Genomic DNA, 19,725 nt, shown 5'->3' on the forward strand with positions numbered 1-19,725 from the left:
AGAGTTTATCAGTGAAAGCAGGTTTTATCAGTCTCGGTTGTGCAAAGAATCTCGTTGATACGGAGGTCATGCTCGGCATCATGCAGGAGCACGGGATTGAGATCACCAATGAGCCTGCGGAGGCGGATATCCTGATCGTCAACACCTGCGCCTTCATCCAGTCCGCGAAGGAAGAATCCATCACAACCGTGCTTGGCATGGCGGACTATAAGGAGACGGGGCGCTGTCGGAGCCTGATTGTTGCAGGATGCCTCGGGCAGCGCTATGGACAGCAGTTGCTCGATGAGATCCCAGAGGCGAACGCCATCATTGGGACAGGGGCATGGGGGCGTATCATGGAGGTCATCCAAGAGACGCTGAAAGGGCGGCGTCTTCTGATCTCAGGCAAGGACGAGACCATCTATGATGCCAAGACGCCGCGTCTGCGCACGACGCCCCAATATACCGCCTATGTCAAGATCGCCGAGGGCTGCGATCATCGCTGTGCGTTCTGTGCGATTCCACTCATTCGTGGCAGCTTTCGCAGTAGGGAGATGGAGGATATTCTCTCAGAGGCACGCGGACTCGCAGAGAGTGGCGTGCGTGAGATCGTCCTGATCGCGCAGGACAGCGCAAACTATGGTCTCGATCGCTATCGAAAGCCGATGCTTCCTGCACTTTTGCGGGAGCTGGCGAAGATTGAGAAAATTGCATGGATTCGCGTACTCTACAGCTATCCAAAGTACTTCACGGATGAGCTCATTGAAGTGTTTGCAAGCGAGCCCAAGGTTGTAAAATACGTCGACCTCCCTCTGCAGCACGCACATAATGCATTGCTGCGTTCAATGAATCGCCCCGATACGCGTGAGGGCGTAGAGAAGCTGATTAAAAAGCTGCGTGAGCGCATCCCCGGCGTTGCAATCCGCTCGACGTTCATCGTCGGATTCCCCGGAGAGACGGACACGCACTATCAAGCACTCCGCTCCTTTGTGGAGGAGCAGCGCTTTGATAAGGTGGGAATCTTTACCTACTCCGAGGAGGAGGATACGCCTGCAGCCACGATGGCGCAGAAGGTCTCCGAGGAGGTCATGCAGGAGCGTTATCATGACCTCATGAGCCTGCAGAGCAAGATCTCCGAAGAGATCAATATCGGCCTTGAAGATCAGGAGATGGATGTTCTGATCGAAGGGCGCGATGCGGAGCAGCAGGCGATCGCTGTCGGACGCTCCTATCGGGAGGCACCCGAGGTGGACGGACAGATCTATATCGAGGGAGATGCCGAGAGCCAAGTTGGTGAGATTGTCCGCGTCCGTCTGCTGCAGGGATTTACCTACGATATTGTGGGTGAGAGGGTGCATTGATGGAGTCTGCATATGAAATGCTCTCTGATAAGTTGGGGAGGGATCTGTACGCGCGCGGACTTACGATTGCCTGTGCTGAGTCCTGTACCGGAGGACTCCTCACGAGTACGCTGACGGATATTCCAGGCAGCTCCTACTACGTCATGGGCAGCGTCGTTTCCTACTCAAATGATGTGAAGTCGCGTGTTCTTGGTGTTTCCGAGGAGACTCTTTCACAATACGGTGCTGTCTCTGAGGAGACGGCACGGGAGATGGCGGAGGGGGTGCGACAGCTCATGCAGACTGATATTGGCGTCGGCATTACGGGCATTGCAGGCCCCGACGGCGGATCGGAGGAAAAGCCGGTCGGTCTAGTTTATATTGCCATAGCCGATCGAATGCATACGATTGTCGCAAAAAACAATTTCTCCGGAACACGGCTAGAGAATAAGCGTGCAGCTGTCGAAAAAGCACTTTCTATGATACACGATCTGATAAGGAGTTTCCTATGATAAAGAGATACCGAAAAATAGCCGTAGCCATTGGTGCCATGGTAGTTCTCTCTGCTGTACCTCATGCCTTTGCGGAAGAGACGGTGCAGGCTGTTCAAGAGAGCGCAGGCGAGACCGCGCCTTCCGAACTGCCCTATGCATATGAGAGCAGATCATACGGCTATCGCATTATGTGCCCCAAACAACCTGCTTTCGTTATCCCCTCAGTCGAGCTTGATGGGCACGAAGGTGAGGTTTTGATTTTCGAGAACGAGGATTACTATATCAAACACGCGTGGGTTATTCACGTGAATGCATTCCCGGAGGACGGCGTCCCTAACCTCAATGCGATCAGCCCGGAGGAGTCGGTAGAGCTTCTCAAGGGGATTATGGGCAGCAACGGATATGAAGGGATTATGCTCATCAATCTGACAGAGGATAACAAGGCGATCTTTGCAACGACTGCCAAGGAGATCGAGATTGATGAGGATGGCGATGGCACACCGGATGCAACGGCAAAGGCGGACAGCCAGATGGCGGTGCTCTTCTTCCGCGGTGCAAACGGTATGCGTTATGGACTCGAGCTCATCGACAATCCGGAGCTGCGTGCCTCCTCTGTCTCTGCCTTTTTGGCGGGCGCACGTACGATGCAGGCACTGCAGTAAGCAGTTGCTTTCATAGAGTGAGAGAATTGAAGGAGAAATATCAATGAAGATGTCATCGAAGAGAACAATGCTCACCGCTGCGGTGCTTCTTACGCTCTCATCGGGTACGGCATATGCTGCTACACCGGGTACTGTGGATTCGCAGGAACTATTTCACGCCAATCGATTGGTGACAGATCCTGCACAAAAGCCTGCGGTCGAGGAGACCGCGGCTCCGAATCGCTATGAAGCATCCATATCGGCGCAGAAGAAAGAATCGGTGACTGCCGCGACGGCACCGCCTGTGGCAAAAGCGGCATCCCAGCCGGCACGCCTTCGTTGGGACAGCGTAGATGCACGTCTTGCCGCACGAAATGGGGATCCGTCCTTTAGTCTTTCCGCACAAAAGGCGAAGCCTGTCATCATTACGGCGGAGGACATCAAGCGCGAGGAGAAGCTGGCGGCAAAAGAAGGGCGCCCTGTGCAGGAGCTGGTTGGGGACGTGAATATGAATCGTCCGACGCCGCCGCTAAAGCCGAAAAGACTGCTTGTCCCAAGCAGTGAGCGGCCTGTGATGAATCCCCACGCAGCAGATGCATCCGTGCCTCCACAGACGAATGTGCCGCCTGCGTCGGGGCAGCAGCATGCGATGCGGCAAGACTCTGCCGCCGTACAGCCGATTGCGCCGCCTCCCGTCATGGAGCGGCAGGCAGAAAAGACAGGGCAGAATGCCTCTGTATTGCCGACAAGCCCCCCTGTCTCTGCGCCCGAGGCAGAACAGCGTCCCGAGCGTCAGCGCTATCCACAGCTTCCTCATAGGGAATTCTCTCTGACACCTCCCGCCGAGAACGGAGCTGCAGCGAAACAGCCGGAGCGCTTCGAGGCTCTGGACAGTACAAATGCACAGCGTCCTGCCGTCGCCCCCGTAAAGGATCACACACCTGCCGTGGAGCACTCTGTGCGTCCCGATGGGATTCCGGAGCTGGCACCAAGACAGATTCCTCAGAACTCGGAGGCAGATCTCGCGGGTATTTCGGATGAGGTACGCCGCCACATCCTTGCAGGTCAGCTTGCGATGGAGGTTCAGCTGCAGCGGGATCCGAGCGTTGCGGGAATGCGGGCGATTACGAAGGTGCTGCGTGAGAATACAACGCTGACGCGGCTTCAGAAGATCGACTTCCTCATTGGTTTCGGACGTGCACTGCATCAGAGTGGGTTGCCGCGCCAGCAGGAAGCTCTGCTGATCAAGACGATTGCGGACGCGTTCTAATCAATTTTATGGAAATTGATCGGGAGGGAAATCCATGAAGTACTTTGATATCGCAGTCATTGCGGGGGATGGCATAGGCCCCGAGGTCATTGCTGAAGGGAAGAAGGTGTTTTCCGGCATCGCTCAGATGGATGGGGGATTCTCCGTTTCCTTTGAGGATTTCCCGTGGGGCTGTGAATACTATCTGAAGACGGGAGAAATGATGCCGGAGGATGGTCTGGATCGCCTCAAGGATTTTGATGCCATCTATCTTGGAGCCGTTGGCTACCCCGGGGTACCGGATCACATATCCCTAGGGGACCTCCTACTTCGGATTCGCCGTGGATTCGATGAATACATCAACCTTCGTCCCGTACGTCTCCTGAAGGGAGCTCCGTGTCCGCTTGCCGATGTCTCAGCGGATGACATCAATATGATTGTTGTGCGCGAGAACAGCGAGGGGGAGTATGCGAATGTTGGCGCACATCTCTACACGGGAACGGAGCGTGAGGTGGCACTGCAGACAGGCGTCTTCTCACGTCATGGCTGCGAACGTGTCATACGTTATGCCTACGAGCTCGCACGTCGTGAAAAACGCTCGCTTACCTCGATCTCCAAGGGGAATGCACTCCGTTACTCCATGGTGTTCTGGGATGAAATTTTCGCGGAGATCGGCAAAGAGTATTCCGATGTTGAGATACACAGTCTTCTTGTCGATGCGGCGAGTATGTTCTTTGTCAAAGATCCGGGGCGCTTCGAGATTGTCGTGACAAGCAATCTCTTTGGCGACATCCTGACGGATCTCGGTGCGGCGATTGCAGGCGGCATGGGACTCGCAGCTGGTGCGAATCTCAATCCCGAACGGAAGTATCCGTCGATGTTCGAGCCGATCCACGGAAGTGCACCGGATATTGCGGGACAGGGGATTGCAAACCCTCTGGCATCCATCTGGTCGGTCAGTCAGATGTTGGAATTCCTTGGAGAGCCAGTATGGGCAGAGCGTCTGCTCACTGCGATTGAGACACTGCTCGTGGAGCGAAGGATATTGACGCCCGATCTTGGTGGGCATGCCAAGACCGCGGAGATCGGCGACGCCGTCCTTGAGATATTAAGGAATTGCTGATAAAATGAAGTCCGTCAGATTGGCGTAGATTTTTTCGTCCGAACTAGGAGGCAAACCGGACGCATAGCGAGGGCTATGTGGAGGATTTGCCGACGAAGTGCGGGCAAAAAAGATGCGTTAAGATGACGGTGCTGAATTTATCAGTGCTTCCTTAAAACGCTAATTGAAAATTTGTATGAAAAGCGCGGGGAGCTGTGCGCCTCGCGCTCTATTTACATGATGGATGGAGTACATAAGATGAAAGAGAAACAGCGCATACGCAAAGCCGTTATTCCCGCCGCAGGCTACGGAACGCGGTTCCTCCCTGCGACGAAGGCAACGCCGAAGGAAATGCTGCCCATTGTAGACAAGCCGACCATCCAGTATATTGTGGAGGAGGCACTCGCGAGCGGTATCGAGGACATCCTCATCATCAGTGGTCATGGAAAGCGTGCCATCGAGGATCACTTCGACTCCGCGCCTGCACTCGAGCACGAGCTGGCGCGCAAGGGAAAAGATGATCTGTTGAACCTCGTTCGCGAGACCACCGATGTGAACGTTCACTATGTACGGCAGAAATATATGCGCGGATTGGGCGACGCCATCCTCTGCGCGCGCAGTTTTGTTGGGCATGAGCCTTTTGCTGTCCTGCTCGGTGATGATGTTGTCTACCATCCCGAGCGTTCGGCTCTGGGACAGCTGATTGATGTCTATGAGGAGACCGGCGCCTCTGTTCTGGGCTGTCAGGTGGTTTCGGATGAGCAGGTCTCATCATATGGTATTGTTGCGGGGGAGACTTTGGAGAATCCGCGCCTCATGCGCGTTTCCGACATGGTGGAGAAACCGTCTCTGGAGGAGGCGCCAAGCCGCATGGCTGTGCTTGGGCGCTATATCATCAGCCCGGAGATATTTTCTATTCTCGGCGAAACGAAGCCGGGCAAGGGCGGGGAGATCCAGCTGACGGATGCGCTCAAGGTGCTGGCGCAGCGAGAAGCTGTCTATGCCTACGATTTCAAAGGGAAGCGCTACGATCTCGGAGATAAGCTGGGGTTTTTGCAGGCGACCGTTGAATTTGCACTGCGCCGCGAAGATCTCGGTGCGGATTTTAAGTCTTATCTGCAAGATCTCGTAAAGACACTGTGAGGCGATTGGCTTGCAGAAGGAAAATCAGGCAAATCTTGCGCTTGCGCTGAGTGTCATCGGTGCCATCGGGACGGCAGGGCAGGGAGGCTCGCTCGCACTGACAACCATTCATCACGGTTTTCTGGCGGCGACGATCGGCGGGCTGGCGGATTGGTTTGCAGTCAAGGCGATCTTCGGCCGTCCGCTCGGCATCTCCCATCGCACGGATATTCTTCGGCGCAACCGCGCCCGTATCATGGACTCTCTTGTGCGGTTCTCTGCCGATGATCTGCTCAGCAAAGAGAATATCATGGATGTTGTTGAGCGCGAGAAAATCGGGGCGCTCCTCGTAGAGTATCTGCAGCATCGCGGTGGACGTGAGCGCCTCGTCGAGGCTGCAGTGGACATTCTCCGCCATGTTTCCTCGGATGTGGACAGTCGCAGCATCGCAAAGGAACTGACTCCATACGTGATTCAGGCACTCCATGCACTTCCTTTGGAGGAGAGCTTTGCAGAGCTCCTTGACGTGCTGACAGAAGAGCCCCATGCAGATCGCATTTTCAATATGCTGATCCGCATGGGGCTGCGGCTCGTGCGGACGCAGGTCTTTCAGGATATGCTCCATGAGAACATCGCATCCATACGCACGGAATATGAACGCGATGGGATGATACGTGCCTTTGTCCTGTTCTTTTTCGACGATGCAATGATTGCGGAGTGGCTGACCGTACGCTTGGAGGAGATTCTGACCTGTGCAACGGCGTTGGATGACCGCCGCCATCGGGATGGTGTTCAGGCTCTGGTCTCCTTTGTGACCGGGCTGCGTGCGAATCCGAAGCTGTATGAGGAGCTTCATCGGTACAAGATTCACGTGATCGAGCAGCTCGAGATTGAGACCATTCTCACCGACTTTATCGAACATCGCATGAAGGGCAGCCATCCCTTTTGGGTTCCGTATGTCAAGGAACTCCTCAATGAAAAAATAGACATCTTTGTCCATTCGGAGGCGTGGCAGAATCGTGCAGATCGCTGGATGAAGGATCTCGCGGCCGGAGAGGTGGAAAAGCATCACGCGATGATTGCGGACTTTGTGCGGGAGTATCTGAATCAGAAGTCGGATGATGAGCTCATCACCTTCGTCGAAGGGAAGGTGCATACTGATCTGCAGATGATCCGCGTGAACGGCGCCATCGTCGGTGCATTCGTCGGTATGGGGCTGTCGCTCATTGTGACATTTGCAGAAAGGATGTGGGGCCTGTGACGCGCACATGGAACAAGGCCGATACGGCTCTTTTGGGCTCTTTTCTGTTCTTTCTGCTCTCCCTCGGATTGCATCTGCATTTCCCGCAGACGCTTTGGACGGAGGGGCTGCTCATGGTCAGTGAGGCGGCTCTGGTCGGCGGCGTTGCAGACTGGTTTGCTGTCACGGCGCTCTTTCGCAAGCCCCTCGGATTTCCGTATCACACGGCAATCCTGCCGCGCAGGCGGGACAGCTTCATCCATGCAATCGTTGTCATGGTGCAGAAGGAGTTCTTCTCGCGGCGCAAGATTTTCCGCCACATCGAAAAGATTCATCTGCTCCCGATGCTGCAGGAATTTCTGCATAAAAAAGAAACCGAGGAGCAGCTGACAGGAACAGTCATGCATTTTATCCGCGCCTCATTTCTGCGGAAGAACAATAAGAAAGCGATTGCCTATTTATCGGAGCGCCTCAAGGCTTTGATTCTGCGTGAAGATCCGTCGGAGTCGATGCGCCGATTTGATACGCTGTCTGCAGAGAATGGATGGGATCGGCAGGCGCTCTCACGGATCGCGCAGCTTCTTGCACGAGAGGTATCTGCGGAGGAAACGCGTCATTCGATTCGGGAGACATTGGCAGAGCTCGAGCGCGAGAAGATCGGCGATGGCTTCTTATCACGTCTGCTTGAGGTGACGAATACGGTCAACCTCGACGAGGGAGCAGAGCTGATCCAGCGGCATACCTGCAATGTTCTGGAGGAGCTTGGGCGAGATGGCTCACCCCTGCAGAAAAATGCCGTGGCACTTCTCCACGATTGCATATCAGACCTGCGTCAGGATGATGAACTGTTGCACCTTGCCCGCGAACTGCAGGAGCGATTGGCACAGGAGCTTCCGATTGACGAAACGCTCGCGCGACTCTTTCAGGGGATGCGCAGGCACTTTCAGATGGATTTGAATCGGGCGGTCGATCCAATCGAGGAACATATGCCCGCCTTTTACACACAACTGCAGAACATCCTTCACCTCGAATATCAGCACATGCTCTTCCTCGTAGAGGAGCGGACGGAGCTGCAGAAGATCATCGCCAAGGTACTCTATGATCTCTTGGCGCGCTCTGCGCTCCATGCGCAGACCCTCGTTGGTGTCATTGTCAATAACGTGTTGTCCCGTCTCACAGACGATGAGCTCAATCATCTCATCTACGACAAGTTGGAGGAGGATCTTCTTTGGATTCGCGTCAACGGCTCTCTCGTGGGTGGATGTATCGGACTTTTGCTCTTTGTCTGCATGAACATTCTCAGATAAAGTACATGAGGTTTTCGCTGCTCTCCTCGTGGTTCAGAGCGGTAAGGAGTTCCTCCAATGTGATCGCGTTCAGTGTCTCGTAAATGCTCTTATCCAACACATCGAAGACATTGCGCGAGAGAACATGATTCAGCTGATCCATTTTCTCAGAAGCCAATCCGGTCTTTTCGATGAGAGAGATTTCGATGGAGGAGAGAACGTCGTATGCCGTGATCTCGCGCGGATGACGCGAGAGCTGATAGCCGCCCTGAGAGCCTTTGATTGAGTTGACGAGCTTGCTGCGCTTGAGCAGGGAAAAGACCTGCTCAAGGTAGATCTTTGAGATACCGAGATGATCCGATATACTGATGATCGTGATGGGGGAGGACGCATCGTAGTTGCGTGCGAGAAATACCATGGCCGCGATTCCGTAGCGACCTTTTGCAGAGATTTTCATGAACTCACTTCTTTCAGTAAAACATAGTTTTTATAGCAATATAATATGTTAAAACTGAGAAAATGTCAAATAAAAATCCCTTCTTCGCTGAAGAAGGGATTTTGTATTGCAATGCGATATTAGCGCTTCGAGAACTGGGACGCCTTACGTGCCTTCTTGAGACCGTACTTGCGGCGCTCCTTCTCACGCGGGTCACGCGTGACGAAGCCTGCCTTCTTGAGGGCAGGGCGCAGCTCTACATCCATCTCGATGAGTGCGCGCGTGATGCCGTGACGGATTGCACCGGCCTGACCGGATGCACCGCCGCCGGATACATTGGCAATGACATCGTATTTATCAACCGTTTCGGTCAGGTTGAGCGGCTGACGAACAATCAGCTCGAGCGTCTTGAGACCGAAGTATTCCGCCATCTCACGACCGTTGATCGTAACCTTGCCGTCGCCGGGGACGAGGCGGACGCGTGCGACTGAGGTCTTGCGGCGACCTGTGCCGTAGTAAGTGACTTGTGCCATCGAACAGATTCCTCCTTTTATGAAACTCAGCGAATATCAAACGCCAGCGGTTCAGGCTTCTGTGCTGCGTGGGGATGCTCCGGGCCAACGTAGACATTGAGCTTACGGAAGATCTGAGCGCCGAGGCTGTTCTTCGGCAGCATACCCTTGACAGCGTGCTCGATGACACGGGTCGGGAAGCGGCGGAGCATATCGCCGGCGGTCGTAAAGGTCGTGCCGCCCTGATAGCCGGAATGACGGAAGTAGGTCTTGTCCGTCAGCTTCTTTCCCGTGAACTTCACTTTCTCAGCATTGATAACAATGACGTAATCGCCAGTATCGACGTGCGGCGTATAGATGGGCTTATTCTTGCCGCGTAGAATTTTCGCGATCTCTGCTGCAAGACGTCCGACCGTCTGGTTCTCGGCGTCTACAACATACCACTTGCGTTCAATATCGGCGGCTTTTGCCATAACCGTGGTTTTCACGTAATTCCCCCCTAGAGAGTAAGAGCATTCAATGATTATGAGTTGATGCAATATCCACTCATGTCTCCGGGGCTAATGGCTACATGAAAAATATCACACGTCGCTATTCTATGAGATTTTGAGCGGAATGTCAAGGCATTTTATCCATTGCGCGCTTGACTTTTTCTGCAATCCCGTGCATTTTTGTGCTTGGGACGGAGCACGCTGCAATGCGCACGCCCATTTTGAGCGGTACGGCAAAGATCAGATCCTCGTGGAGCAGATCGCAGACTGCCTGCGGATCTGCTGCCGGGATGGCGAGGAAGAAGCCGCCCTTGTAGGGGAGGGCGGGGAGACCGCATGCCGCTGCCTCTTTCATGAAGATGTCGCCACGTTCCTGGACGAGACGATAGAGGGCATTGCGCTCCGCCTCGTAGGAGGCATAGGCGGCCGCATCCTGCTGAATGCGCGTCAGGAGGGTCATTGCGCCGCGGTTGATGTTTGACCATGTGGCGCGTGCCGCATATTTGCTGATCTCGCCGAACTCATCGATGACCGCTTTACTCGCAGAGAGTGCAATGAGAGCGCCGCAGCGCTGTCCGTAGAACGTATACGCCTTGGACATGGAGAAGGCAAAAAGCGTCAGGATATTTTCAGGTAGATTGGCGAATTTCTGCATGAAGGCGCGCGTTTCATGCTTTTCTCCTGCGAAGTCGATGTAGGCAATGTCGACGAGCAGGTGTACCTTCTTGCCCGCGGCTGCGTGCTTCTTCACGCAGTCGAGTACATGAGCCCAGTCCTCCGAGGAGAGGCTGTAGCCCGTCGGGTTGTGTGCCGGTGTGTTGAGGATGATGAGGAGGCTGTCCTGCTTCTTGAAGAGGGCATCGACCGCTGTGGAAAATGCCGCATGGTTGAAATTGTTTGCCGCGTCAAAGAGCTGGAAATTCGTCACGGAGCAGCCGAGCTCCTGACAGATGACATTGTACGTCCCCCAGAACCAGTCCGAGGTGAGTACCTGATCGCCCTTTTCCACATAGTTGTCTATGGCTGTGCGTAGCGCACCTGTTCCGCCTGCAGTGGCAATCGCAGCGAGGTAGCCGTCCGGGCGATTGCCTGCAAACGTGATGTCGATTGCCGCCTCCAGATACTCCGGAAGTCCCGAGATCGGTGCATAGGCAATATAGTCCTCAACGGGCAGCGAGCGAAAGACGCGCTCGACAGTGGGGAGGTGGGCGAGTTTGCCCTCGTCATCCATGACTGCGCCGATTGTTGCATTCGTCACACGTTCCGCACCATGCTCTGCGATTGCAGCGCGGCACGCTGCATTGGCACCGAAAATCGCGTCCTTCAGTCTCCTCGAAGCCGCGTGGGATGCCGCCATCTGAATTGCCATTGTAATACGCTCTCCTTTTCGTTTTGAAAGCACGGACATCATGAAGTCCGCCAAGCGGCAGATCTTCATTCATCCGTGCTTTCTTTGGATTCATTATGATGATATCGTTTTGTTCCGCCCCTGTCCACCGAAGGGGCGGGTGTATACAAGTATTCTTAGCCTTCGGGGAAGAACTCGTCGTGAATGCGGTTGACTGCATCCTTTACACTGCCGCCCTTGATGAGGCAGGAAATACTGATCTCAGACGTGCTGATGATCTCGATGTTGATGTCGGCACGCGAGAGTGCGCCGAACATACGTGAGGCAATCCCAGGATTGCCGAGCATGCCCGCACCGACGATGGAGATCTTTGCCACATCGTTGTCGATGGCAACCGCAGAAGCCTTGATCTCAGCCGAGATCCCCTCGACCACCTGACGTGCCTCCTCGGCATCAATCGTGGCGACGGTGAAGACCATATCCGTCATATTCGACTCTGCGCTGCGAATGCTCTGCACGATCATGTCCACGTCAATGTTTGCCTCTGCAAGCGCGGAGAAAATCTTGTGCGCAACACCGGGGATATTGGATACGCCGAGTACGGTGATCTTCGAGACATGCTCGTCATGGGTAACGCCGCGAATGATAAAGGACTTTTCTTCCACTGTGTATTCCTCCCTAATGATGGTTCCCGGTTCCGAAGTAAAGGTCGAGCGGACGTGGATGGGGATGCCGTAGAGCTGTCCCATCTCCACGGAACGCGGCTGCATGACGCCGGCGCCGAGGCGTGCCATCTCGAGCATCTCGTTGTAGGTGATCTCGCGCATGCGGCGTGCGCCCTTCGCAATACGCGGGTCGGCAGAGTATATGCCGTCAACATCTGTATAGATCTCGCAGGCATCTGCGCCGATTGCGCCTGCAATTGCGACCGCAGATGTATCCGAGCCGCCGCGCCCGAGGGTTACGGGATTGCCCTTTTCATCCGTTCCCTGAAATCCTGCGATCACGACGATATTGCCCTTGTCAAGCTCCTCGTGGACTCGCTCCGGATGAAGTCCGAGGATGCGTCCCTTCGTGTGGGCACTGTCGGTTTTCATGCCCGCCATCGCGCCCGTGAGGGAGACAGCAGGCTGCCCCATCGAGCGGAATGCCATCGCAAGGAGGGCGATGGAAACCTGCTCACCCGTCGTCATGAGCATATCCATCTCGCGTGCGTACTGATAGGGGCTCTCTGCCACTTCTCCCGCGAGCGCAATGAGATCGTCCGTCGTATCGCCCATGGCCGATACCACCATGACAATGCGGTCGTCGGGGGCTTTCTCGCTCAGAATCCGCTTTGCTACATTCTTGATCTTTTCAGGCGTCGCTACGGAGCTTCCGCCAAATTTCTTTACAATTAGTGCCATATAATGTCCCCCTATGGTATTGATATGATTCCCATAACGGTGAATGCTGAACGCATTATAGCGTAAAAACAGAGCACTGTCCAGACAGCAGAAGCCGAATGGGGAGGATACGGGAATAAAAATATGACCTTATCTCATGTCATACACGAAATAAGGTCATATTGCTTTCACTCCGTTATGCGAACGAGGCGATCTTACTTGTTGAGGAGCGCCTGGATTTCAGAAGCCTTGCCGTCAGAGCCGAGCACCTCTTTGATCTTGTGGGTGACGAGCTCCTTGATGTAGCTGCGGCCGTCGGTCAGATACTGACGCGGGTCGAAGTGGGACGGCTCCTTCTTGAAGTGCTCGCGGATGCCGGCCGTCATTGCAAGACGGAGGTCGGAGTCGATGTTGATCTTGCAGACGGAGGACTTTGCCGCGCGGCGCAGCTGATCCTCGGGAATGCCGACTGCATCCGGCATATGTCCGCCGTTCTCGTTGATGATCTTCACATACTTCGGAATGACGGAAGAAGCGCCGTGCAGCACGATGGGGAAGCCCGGAATGCGCTTCTCAATCTCCTCGAGGATGTCGAAGCGGAGCGGCGGCGGTACGAGGACACCGTCTGCATTGCGGGTGCACTGCTCCGGCGTGAACTTGAACGCGCCGTGCGAGGTGCCGATTGCAATCGCGAGGGAGTCAACGCCCGTCTTTTCGACGAAGTCCTGAACCTCCTCGGGCTTCGTATAGGATGCATCCTCTGCAGAGACGTTGACATCGTCCTCAATGCCGGCGAGCTGCCCGAGCTCTGCCTCAACGACGACGCCATGTGCGTGCGCATACTCTGCGACGCGCTTTGCAAGAGCGACGTTCTCATCGTACGGCAGATGCGAGCCGTCGATCATGACGGAGGTGAAGCCGCCGTCGATGCAGGACTTGCAGATATCGAAGTCTGCGCCGTGGTCGAGGTGCAGAGCAATGGGAATATCGTTGATTTCGAGTGCAGCTTTGACAAGATGGACAAGGTACTCATGGCGCGCATACTTGCGTGCGCCTGCGGAGACCTGCAGGATCAGAGGGGACTTGAGCTCTCCCGCAGCATCCGTAATGCCCTGAACGATCTCCATGTTGTTGACGTTGAAAGCACCGATGGCGTAGCCGCCCTCATAGGCTTTCTTAAACATTTCCTTGGTTCCGACAAGTGGCATGTGATTACCCCCTATTAAAGCTAAAAATATTCCACGAACGATTTCATTATAGCATAGTTTATTTACGGAAGATACCGTTTTTTGAAATTTCCCATCCGTTCTGTTATAATGGGTAAACTAATGGGGAAAGGCTGGTGCGTTGCGTGCAGCTAAAGCGCTTGGAAGCGTACGGATTCAAGTCATTCGCAGAGCGGATTGTTGTGCAGTTCGATCAGGGGATTACCGCCGTAGTGGGGCCGAATGGCAGTGGCAAAAGCAATATCACGGACGCTGTTCGCTGGGTGCTCGGCGAGCAGAATATTCGCATGCTGCGCGGCCTGCGCTCCGAGGACATCATCTTTGCCGGCTCTGTCGCGCGTCGTGCGCTGAGTGTGGCAGAGGTTGTGCTTGTCTTTGACAATACGGACAAGATGCTGCCGATTGACTATGACGAGGTCGTTGTCAAGCGCCGCCTGTACCGCAATGGCGACAGCGAGGTGTATCTCAATGATTCTCGCTGCCGCATCAAGGACATCTACCAGCTCTTTGCGGATACGGGCATCGGCCATGACGGCATGAGCATCATCGGACAGAACCGATTGAACGATATCCTCGACAGTCGCCCCGAGGATCGCCGCGTATTCTTTGAGGAAACTGCGGGCATCACGAAGTACCGCACGCGCAAGCAGGAGGCTCTGCGCAAGCTGCGTGAAAATGAGGGCGACCTCGTACGTCTGAATGATATCATGTACGCTCATGCGGCAGAGCTTGAGCCGCTCGCCGTGCAGTCGGAAAAGACCATGAAGTTCCGCAGTCTCGATGCCGAGCGGCGCCAGTATCAGATGACGGCGCTCGTACAGCAGCACGGGCGTCTCATGCAGGAACAGGATGCTTTGGATCAGACGCTGCGCACACATCGTGATGAAGAGGCGCGCGAAATGCGTGCGCGTATGGATGCAGAGGGGAAAAAGAACGCGCTTGAGGCTGACATCAGCGCCATCGACCACCGTATGCAAGCCGAGGAGCAGGTGGGGCGCAGTGTGCAGGAGAAGCTGGACACACTCCGACAGGAGGCGGCGCTCATCAAGGGGCGGCAGGATCAGGGGAAGAAGCGCGAAGAGGATATCGAGCGCATGCGTGTATCTGCGTCTGCCAAGATTGACGCGACCGATCAGGAAATCGTCCAGATCCAAGCACAGTTAGAACGCAAACGCGCTGAGATTGCGGAAAAAAATGCGCAGCAGACGGCGGCTCAGGTCGCGTCCGAGCGGCTGGATGAGATCATTGCGGGCGAGGAGCAGCACATGGCGCAGGAGGAGCACTTCCGTCATGCTGTACAGCGGGTACTGGCTCGTCTGCGGGAGGAGCTTGCCGTCGCTCGGAATGCGGCACATACGGAGGAGGAGAACAGGCAGCAAGAGGAGGAGCGTGCACGGCGTCAGGATCTCCTTGCGGCGGCGCAGGGCGAACTCGCGCACATCAATCACGCTATCGACCTCTCTGAGAAGAAGATGCAGCAGTTCTCTCAGGAAGGAGATCAGCTTCATACAGAGATTGGAGACCTTCGTCGTACGATTGATCGTGATGAGGCGCAGCTGCGGCAGTCGGATGCGGAGCTCCTGCGCATACGGCAGAGCCTTGATTTTCAGCGGCGCATGCAGGACAGCTATGAAGGCTTCGGGCGGGATGTGCAGATTGTCCTGCAGGCACAGGAGGGTTGGCGCAAAAATGTCTCCGGAACGGTCGCCGACCTCATCCGCATCCCTGAGCGCTATCTCACGGCAATCGACGTAGCGCTCGGCGGGAGCGTGCGCAATATCGTCACGGAGGATACGGATACAGCAAAGGCTGCCATCTCCTATTTGAAGCGCAAAAATGGCGGACGTGTCACATTCCTGCCGCTGACGACGATCACGGTGCGCCAACCGCGAGCAGTCGACCTGCGGAGGTGTCACGGGGTAATCGGCTGGGCGAATACACTCGTGCAGGCGGAGGGGAGATTTCAGAAGGTCGCCGATCATCTGCTTGCACACACGCTCGTGATGGAGAATTTGGATGATGCCCTGATTGTTGCAAAACAGGAGGGGTATCGCCTACGCATCGTGACACTGACGGGCGAACTGTTGAATCCCGGCGGCTCACTGTCAGGCGGCGGACGGTGCAAGCAGTCGTCCGCACTGCTGAATCGGCGTGCGGAGATCGAGACGTTGAGCGACACTCTGCGCGCGCAGGAGGAAGCCCATAGGGAAATGCGCGTCTCGTTGGAGCAGAAGAAACAGGAGCTCAAGGAGACGAGCAATCGTTATACAGAGAATCGGACGGCAGCAGATCGGCTCTCACAGGAGCTCGTGGATGAGCGCGGGAAACGCCGTGTGTTAGAGGAGCGCATCGCAGATCAGATGGCGACGCTGCAGGAGATGGAGCGGGCGGAGGATGCGCGTCTGGCGCGCGGAGCGCAGCTCGCTGCGAGACGCACGCGGATCGAGCGCCATATTGCCGTATGCACAGATCACGAGGTGCGCTTTAACGAGGCGATCGCGCAGCTGAATGAACGCTGCGAAGAGCTGCGCGGCGCGCGCAGGGAGCAGCACGAGCGCCTGCATACACTGGATGTTGCAGTCGCTGCGCTCTCCGCAGAGATCGAGACGGGAGAGCGCAATCGCAAATCGCGCGAACTCGAACATGCGGAGGCGCACCGTTCACTGAACGCAGTCATGGATCAGGCGACGCAGCTTGCGGATGAACTGCGAGTCGATGATCAGCGGCTCTCGGAACTCGAGGGCAATATTGAGCACCAGGATACCGCGTTCCAAGAACATGAAAAGCGCAGCGCCGTACTCAAGGATCAGCGACTGGCACATGAGGCGGAGAGCCGTGTCCTTGACGCTGCCGTCAAGAGCGCCGTTTCGCGCATAGAAGCCATCCGCACAAAGCAACATGACTGTGATAAGCAGTTGGAGCGCATTCATATACGCATGGAGGACTGCCGTACGCGTCTCCTATCCGACTTTGGCCTGACGCCGGAGGCGGCGGCAGCAGATATTCTGGACGTGGACGAGGAATCGTTGGAGAAGCGTCTGCGCACATTGGAGAATGACATTCAGGCGCTCGGCTCTGTGAACCCGAATGCTGTCGAGGAGTATGCCGAGAAGAAGGCACGTTACGAGGAGGAAGAGGCACAGATTGCCGACTTGAGTGCTGCCAAACAGGATATAGAGCAAATCATTCAGAAAATCGATCAGGATATGACGCGCACATTTCGCGATGCGTTCCATCAGATTCAGGAATACTTTAACGAAATCTTCGTGCGTCTCTTTGGCGGCGGCATTGCGGAATTGCGTCTGACGGACAAAGAGGATATACTAAGCAGTGGCGTTGAGATCCTCGTGACCCTGCCCGACAAGAAGCGGCAGAATCTCTCGGCGCTTTCTGGTGGCGAGCGCGCACTCACCGTCATTGCTCTGCTCTTTTCCTTCCTGCGCTATCGTCCCTCGCCGTTCTCCATTCTGGATGAGATCGACGCACCACTCGATGAGGCGAATGTCTCGCGTTTCGGTGAATTCCTGCAGGAGTTTGCAAAGAACACGCAGTTTATCGTCGTCACACACCGCAAGGGAACCATGCGTGCGGCGGATACCATGTATGGCGTTACGGTAGAGGATGCCGGCGTATCAAAGGTGCTGTCCATACGCCTGAAGGATTATGAAGCGGAGCAGTCCGTCTGAAAAGCAGAAAGGAGCTATTGTGGGATTCTTTGATCGACTGAAAAAAGGTCTGACGAAGACGCGGGAGAACTTCACGCATAATATTGAACGCCTCATCATCGGATATGCCGATATTGACGATGAGCTGATCGACGATCTCGAGGAGACGCTGCTGATGGCGGATGTCGGCGTTAAGACGACGGAGACGCTCATTGCAGCAGTGCGTAGGGGGATCAAGCAGAAGAAAATACGCACGCCCGAGGATCTGATCCCCTTTTTGGAAAAGGAGATCGTACAGATCCTGGAATCAGGAGAGAATACATTCCATATGGCGGAGCAGGGGACGACGGTGCTGCTCGTTGTTGGAACGAATGGCGTCGGTAAGACGACGACCATCGGGAAGCTGAGCGCCTACTACCGCAGACAAGGGAAATCGGTGCTGCTCGCGGCAGCGGACACCTTCCGCGCCGCCGCCATCGATCAGCTCGAGATCTGGGGCAAGCGTGCGGACGCACAGGTGATAAAGCACGGCGAAGGATCGGATCCTGCTGCTGTTGTCTTTGATGCGTTGCAGGCGGCAAAGGCGCGCAATATTGACATTGTCATCGTTGATACGGCGGGGAGGCTTCAGACAAAGTCCAACCTCATGCAGGAACTCGAGAAAATCTATCGTGTTATTAGACGTGAGATCCCGGGGGCACCGCATGAGACGCTGCTCGTACTCGACGCCGGCACGGGGCAGAACGCGATTAGTCAGGCAGAGCTCTTCACGCAGGCTGCACCTGTTTCCGGCGTCGTGCTCACGAAACTCGACGGAACGGCAAAGGGCGGCGTAACCATCGGCATCAAGTCCCAGCTGTCCATCCCGATCAAGTGGATCGGCGTTGGAGAGGGGATGGACGATCTGCGCCCCTTCCATGCGGAGGATTTTGTGAGCGCACTGTTTGTCAAGCGTGCGGATGAGACGGAAGAATAACGCAGGTGGTATGTGGATGAAAGGGGGATCCGCCATGTATGAGGATCTTATAGAAACAAAGTGCAGCGGTGAGCATATCTTTGACGGCACACTGCTCCATGTGCGCCGTGATATGGTGCGTTTGCCGAACGGGAAGGAGTCCGTACGCGAGTGGATTCACCACCCCGGCGCGGCGGCGGTGCTCCCCGTGCTGCCGAACGGCAATGTGATTCTGGTGCGGCAGTTTCGCTATCCCATCGGGAAGGTCACGCTCGAGGTGCCCGCAGGAAAGCTCGATATGGAGGGGGAGGATCCCCTGCACTGTGCACGCCGCGAGCTGTCGGAGGAGACAGGCTATACGGCAGAGCAGTATGAGAAGCTGACGACCATTGCAACAACGGTCGGCTTTTCCAACGAGTACATTCATCTCTATCTCGCGCACGGGCTGTCGGTCGGACAGCAGCATACAGATGAGGATGAGTTTGTCAATGTCGTTCAAATGCCGTTTACCGAGGCTCTTTCAATGGTGAAGACGGGGGAGATCATCGACTCCAAGACCATCATTTCCTTGTTGATGGCAGAAGAACACCTGAGCATCTGACGAGTGGGAGAAATATATGTTCGGATTTAACTTTGAAGAGATGTTGCTCGGAATCCCCGGGCTCATCATTGCCATGACCTTTCACGAGTATGCGCATGCGCGTGCTGCCGTCTCACTCGGAGACTTCACACCGCGCCTGATGGGGCGTCTGACACTCGACCCACGCGCACATATCGATCCCATTGGCCTCATCATGCTCTTTCTCGTCCGTTTTGGATGGGCAAAGCCTGTCATGGTGAATCCAAGCAATTTTCGTCAGCCGCGTCGGGATGATATTCTGGTGTCTGTTGCCGGGCCTGCGATGAATCTGCTGCTTGGATTTATTGCCTTCTATATGATCCTCTTCATTCGCTCGCATAATATCGATGTTTCACCGATTACATACGGGATCATACAGATGATCTTTGTCTACAACGTCAACTTTGCAATCTTCAATATGCTTCCGATTCCGCCGCTGGACGGCTCGCATATTGTGCGCAACCTTCTGCCGCCGGATCTCGCCTATCGCTATCAGGCGATCGAGCGCTACAGTCTGCTCATTATGATTGTGTTCATTGCAACACCTCTGCTGAGTGTTGTCCTGATGCCGCTGTTTCGGCTGGTATACGGCGTATACAGTGCGATCGGCAGTGCGCTCTTGTTCTAGGACTGTC

The 19,725-nt window shown here is 55.3% G+C and carries 18 protein-coding genes and 1 pseudogene; 13 read left to right on the top strand and 6 right to left on the bottom strand.

Going from position 1 to position 19,725, the window contains the following annotated elements:
* Positions 1-11: 11 nt before the first annotated feature.
* The 9 genes and pseudogenes from rimO (at position 12) to HMPREF9163_RS02645 (ending at position 8,474) form a co-directional block, all read left to right on the top strand.
* Complete coding sequence (gene rimO / locus HMPREF9163_RS02610) at positions 12-1,340, top strand: 30S ribosomal protein S12 methylthiotransferase RimO (protein WP_009440093.1); 1,329 nt, start codon at positions 12-14, stop codon at positions 1,338-1,340.
* Positions 1,340-1,831 carry a CinA family protein gene (locus HMPREF9163_RS02615; RefSeq protein ID WP_009440094.1) on the top strand — a complete coding sequence of 164 codons (492 nt, stop codon included), beginning with the start codon at positions 1,340-1,342 and terminating at the stop codon, positions 1,829-1,831. Before rimO ends, HMPREF9163_RS02615 begins: the two co-directional genes overlap by 1 nt.
* Positions 1,828-2,475, top strand: a complete 648-nt coding sequence (locus HMPREF9163_RS02620; protein ID WP_009440095.1) for a hypothetical protein — start codon at positions 1,828-1,830, stop codon at positions 2,473-2,475. Before HMPREF9163_RS02615 ends, HMPREF9163_RS02620 begins: the two co-directional genes overlap by 4 nt.
* 43 nt (positions 2,476-2,518) lie before the next feature.
* Positions 2,519-3,724 (top strand): hypothetical protein, encoded by a 1,206-nt coding sequence (locus HMPREF9163_RS02625; protein WP_009440096.1) that lies wholly within the window; start codon positions 2,519-2,521, stop codon positions 3,722-3,724.
* Positions 3,725-3,758: 34 nt separating this feature from the next.
* Positions 3,759-4,826 (top strand): tartrate dehydrogenase, encoded by a 1,068-nt coding sequence (locus HMPREF9163_RS02630; RefSeq protein WP_009440097.1) that lies wholly within the window; start codon positions 3,759-3,761, stop codon positions 4,824-4,826.
* 47 nt (positions 4,827-4,873) lie between these two features.
* A pseudogene (locus HMPREF9163_RS12720) lies at positions 4,874-4,981 on the top strand (secretion protein HlyD); the annotation flags it as partial.
* 82 nt (positions 4,982-5,063) lie between these two features.
* The gene (gene galU / locus HMPREF9163_RS02635; protein ID WP_037345758.1) at positions 5,064-5,948 is read left to right on the top strand and encodes a UTP--glucose-1-phosphate uridylyltransferase GalU; all 885 of its coding nucleotides are present in this window, start codon (positions 5,064-5,066) and stop codon (positions 5,946-5,948) included.
* Positions 5,949-5,958: 10 nt separating this feature from the next.
* Positions 5,959-7,188, top strand: coding sequence for a DUF445 domain-containing protein (locus HMPREF9163_RS02640; RefSeq protein ID WP_009440099.1), 1,230 nt, complete (start codon positions 5,959-5,961; stop codon positions 7,186-7,188).
* Positions 7,185-8,474 carry a DUF445 domain-containing protein gene (locus HMPREF9163_RS02645; protein WP_009440100.1) on the top strand — a complete coding sequence of 430 codons (1,290 nt, stop codon included), beginning with the start codon at positions 7,185-7,187 and terminating at the stop codon, positions 8,472-8,474. The genes HMPREF9163_RS02640 and HMPREF9163_RS02645 overlap by 4 nt, the downstream gene beginning before the upstream one ends.
* On the opposite strand, the gene HMPREF9163_RS02650 is transcribed toward HMPREF9163_RS02645, so the two are convergent.
* From HMPREF9163_RS02650 to fba, 6 genes are all read right to left on the bottom strand, one after another.
* Positions 8,467-8,910, bottom strand: coding sequence for an Rrf2 family transcriptional regulator (locus tag HMPREF9163_RS02650; RefSeq protein ID WP_009440101.1), 444 nt, complete (start codon positions 8,908-8,910; stop codon positions 8,467-8,469). The two genes, HMPREF9163_RS02645 and HMPREF9163_RS02650, sit on opposite strands and share 8 nt — an antisense overlap.
* Positions 8,911-9,029: 119 nt before the next feature.
* Entirely contained in the window at positions 9,030-9,422 is a 393-nt protein-coding gene (gene rpsI, locus HMPREF9163_RS02655; RefSeq protein ID WP_009440102.1) for a 30S ribosomal protein S9, read from the bottom strand.
* A 26-nt stretch (positions 9,423-9,448) separates the two neighbouring features.
* Complete coding sequence (rplM, locus tag HMPREF9163_RS02660) at positions 9,449-9,874, bottom strand: 50S ribosomal protein L13 (protein ID WP_009440103.1); 426 nt, start codon at positions 9,872-9,874, stop codon at positions 9,449-9,451.
* A 145-nt stretch (positions 9,875-10,019) separates the two neighbouring features.
* Positions 10,020-11,261, bottom strand: a complete 1,242-nt coding sequence (locus tag HMPREF9163_RS02665; RefSeq protein ID WP_037345764.1) for an aminotransferase class I/II-fold pyridoxal phosphate-dependent enzyme — start codon at positions 11,259-11,261, stop codon at positions 10,020-10,022.
* 155 nt (positions 11,262-11,416) lie between these two features.
* Positions 11,417-12,646: an aspartate kinase gene (locus tag HMPREF9163_RS02670; RefSeq protein ID WP_009440105.1), complete on the bottom strand. Its 1,230-nt coding sequence runs from the start codon at positions 12,644-12,646 to the stop codon at positions 11,417-11,419.
* Positions 12,647-12,840: 194 nt separating this feature from the next.
* Entirely contained in the window at positions 12,841-13,833 is a 993-nt protein-coding gene (fba, locus tag HMPREF9163_RS02675; RefSeq protein ID WP_009440106.1) for a class II fructose-1,6-bisphosphate aldolase, read from the bottom strand.
* A gap of 143 nt (positions 13,834-13,976) precedes the next feature.
* Between fba and smc the strand changes: the two genes are divergently transcribed.
* The 4 genes from smc to HMPREF9163_RS02695 are packed head-to-tail and all read left to right on the top strand — an operon-like array spanning position 13,977 to position 19,718.
* Entirely contained in the window at positions 13,977-17,537 is a 3,561-nt protein-coding gene (gene smc / locus HMPREF9163_RS02680; RefSeq protein WP_009440107.1) for a chromosome segregation protein SMC, read from the top strand.
* 19 nt (positions 17,538-17,556) lie between these two features.
* Positions 17,557-18,492 carry a signal recognition particle-docking protein FtsY gene (ftsY, locus tag HMPREF9163_RS02685; protein ID WP_037345767.1) on the top strand — a complete coding sequence of 312 codons (936 nt, stop codon included), beginning with the start codon at positions 17,557-17,559 and terminating at the stop codon, positions 18,490-18,492.
* A 34-nt stretch (positions 18,493-18,526) separates the two neighbouring features.
* Entirely contained in the window at positions 18,527-19,072 is a 546-nt protein-coding gene (locus HMPREF9163_RS02690; RefSeq protein ID WP_037345770.1) for an NUDIX domain-containing protein, read from the top strand.
* 16 nt (positions 19,073-19,088) lie between these two features.
* Positions 19,089-19,718: a site-2 protease family protein gene (locus HMPREF9163_RS02695; protein WP_009440110.1), complete on the top strand. Its 630-nt coding sequence runs from the start codon at positions 19,089-19,091 to the stop codon at positions 19,716-19,718.
* The last annotated feature ends 7 nt before the right edge of the window (positions 19,719-19,725 follow it).

The sequence above is a fragment of the Selenomonas sp. oral taxon 138 str. F0429 genome, assembly GCF_000318175.2.
Classification (GTDB): domain Bacteria; phylum Bacillota; class Negativicutes; order Selenomonadales; family Selenomonadaceae; genus Centipeda; species Centipeda timonae.

Excerpts from the sequence above, each read along its gene's own strand:
- HMPREF9163_RS02615 (WP_009440094.1), top strand. The coding sequence starts at position 1,340 with ATGGAGTCTGCATATGAAATGCTCTCTGATAAGTTGGGGAGGGATCTG.
- HMPREF9163_RS02620 (WP_009440095.1), top strand. The coding sequence starts at position 1,828 with ATGATAAAGAGATACCGAAAAATAGCCGTAGCCATTGGTGCCATGGTA.
- HMPREF9163_RS02625 (WP_009440096.1), top strand. The coding sequence starts at position 2,519 with ATGAAGATGTCATCGAAGAGAACAATGCTCACCGCTGCGGTGCTTCTT.
- HMPREF9163_RS02630 (WP_009440097.1), top strand. The coding sequence starts at position 3,759 with ATGAAGTACTTTGATATCGCAGTCATTGCGGGGGATGGCATAGGCCCC.
- galU (WP_037345758.1), top strand. The coding sequence starts at position 5,064 with ATGAAAGAGAAACAGCGCATACGCAAAGCCGTTATTCCCGCCGCAGGC.
- HMPREF9163_RS02650 (WP_009440101.1), bottom strand. The coding sequence starts at position 8,910 with ATGAAAATCTCTGCAAAAGGTCGCTACGGAATCGCGGCCATGGTATTT.
- rpsI (WP_009440102.1), bottom strand. The coding sequence starts at position 9,422 with ATGGCACAAGTCACTTACTACGGCACAGGTCGCCGCAAGACCTCAGTC.
- rplM (WP_009440103.1), bottom strand. The coding sequence starts at position 9,874 with ATGGCAAAAGCCGCCGATATTGAACGCAAGTGGTATGTTGTAGACGCC.
- HMPREF9163_RS02665 (WP_037345764.1), bottom strand. The coding sequence starts at position 11,261 with ATGGCAATTCAGATGGCGGCATCCCACGCGGCTTCGAGGAGACTGAAG.
- HMPREF9163_RS02670 (WP_009440105.1), bottom strand. The coding sequence starts at position 12,646 with ATGGCACTAATTGTAAAGAAATTTGGCGGAAGCTCCGTAGCGACGCCT.
- fba (WP_009440106.1), bottom strand. The coding sequence starts at position 13,833 with ATGCCACTTGTCGGAACCAAGGAAATGTTTAAGAAAGCCTATGAGGGC.
- HMPREF9163_RS02690 (WP_037345770.1), top strand. The coding sequence starts at position 18,527 with ATGTATGAGGATCTTATAGAAACAAAGTGCAGCGGTGAGCATATCTTT.
- HMPREF9163_RS02695 (WP_009440110.1), top strand. The coding sequence starts at position 19,089 with ATGTTCGGATTTAACTTTGAAGAGATGTTGCTCGGAATCCCCGGGCTC.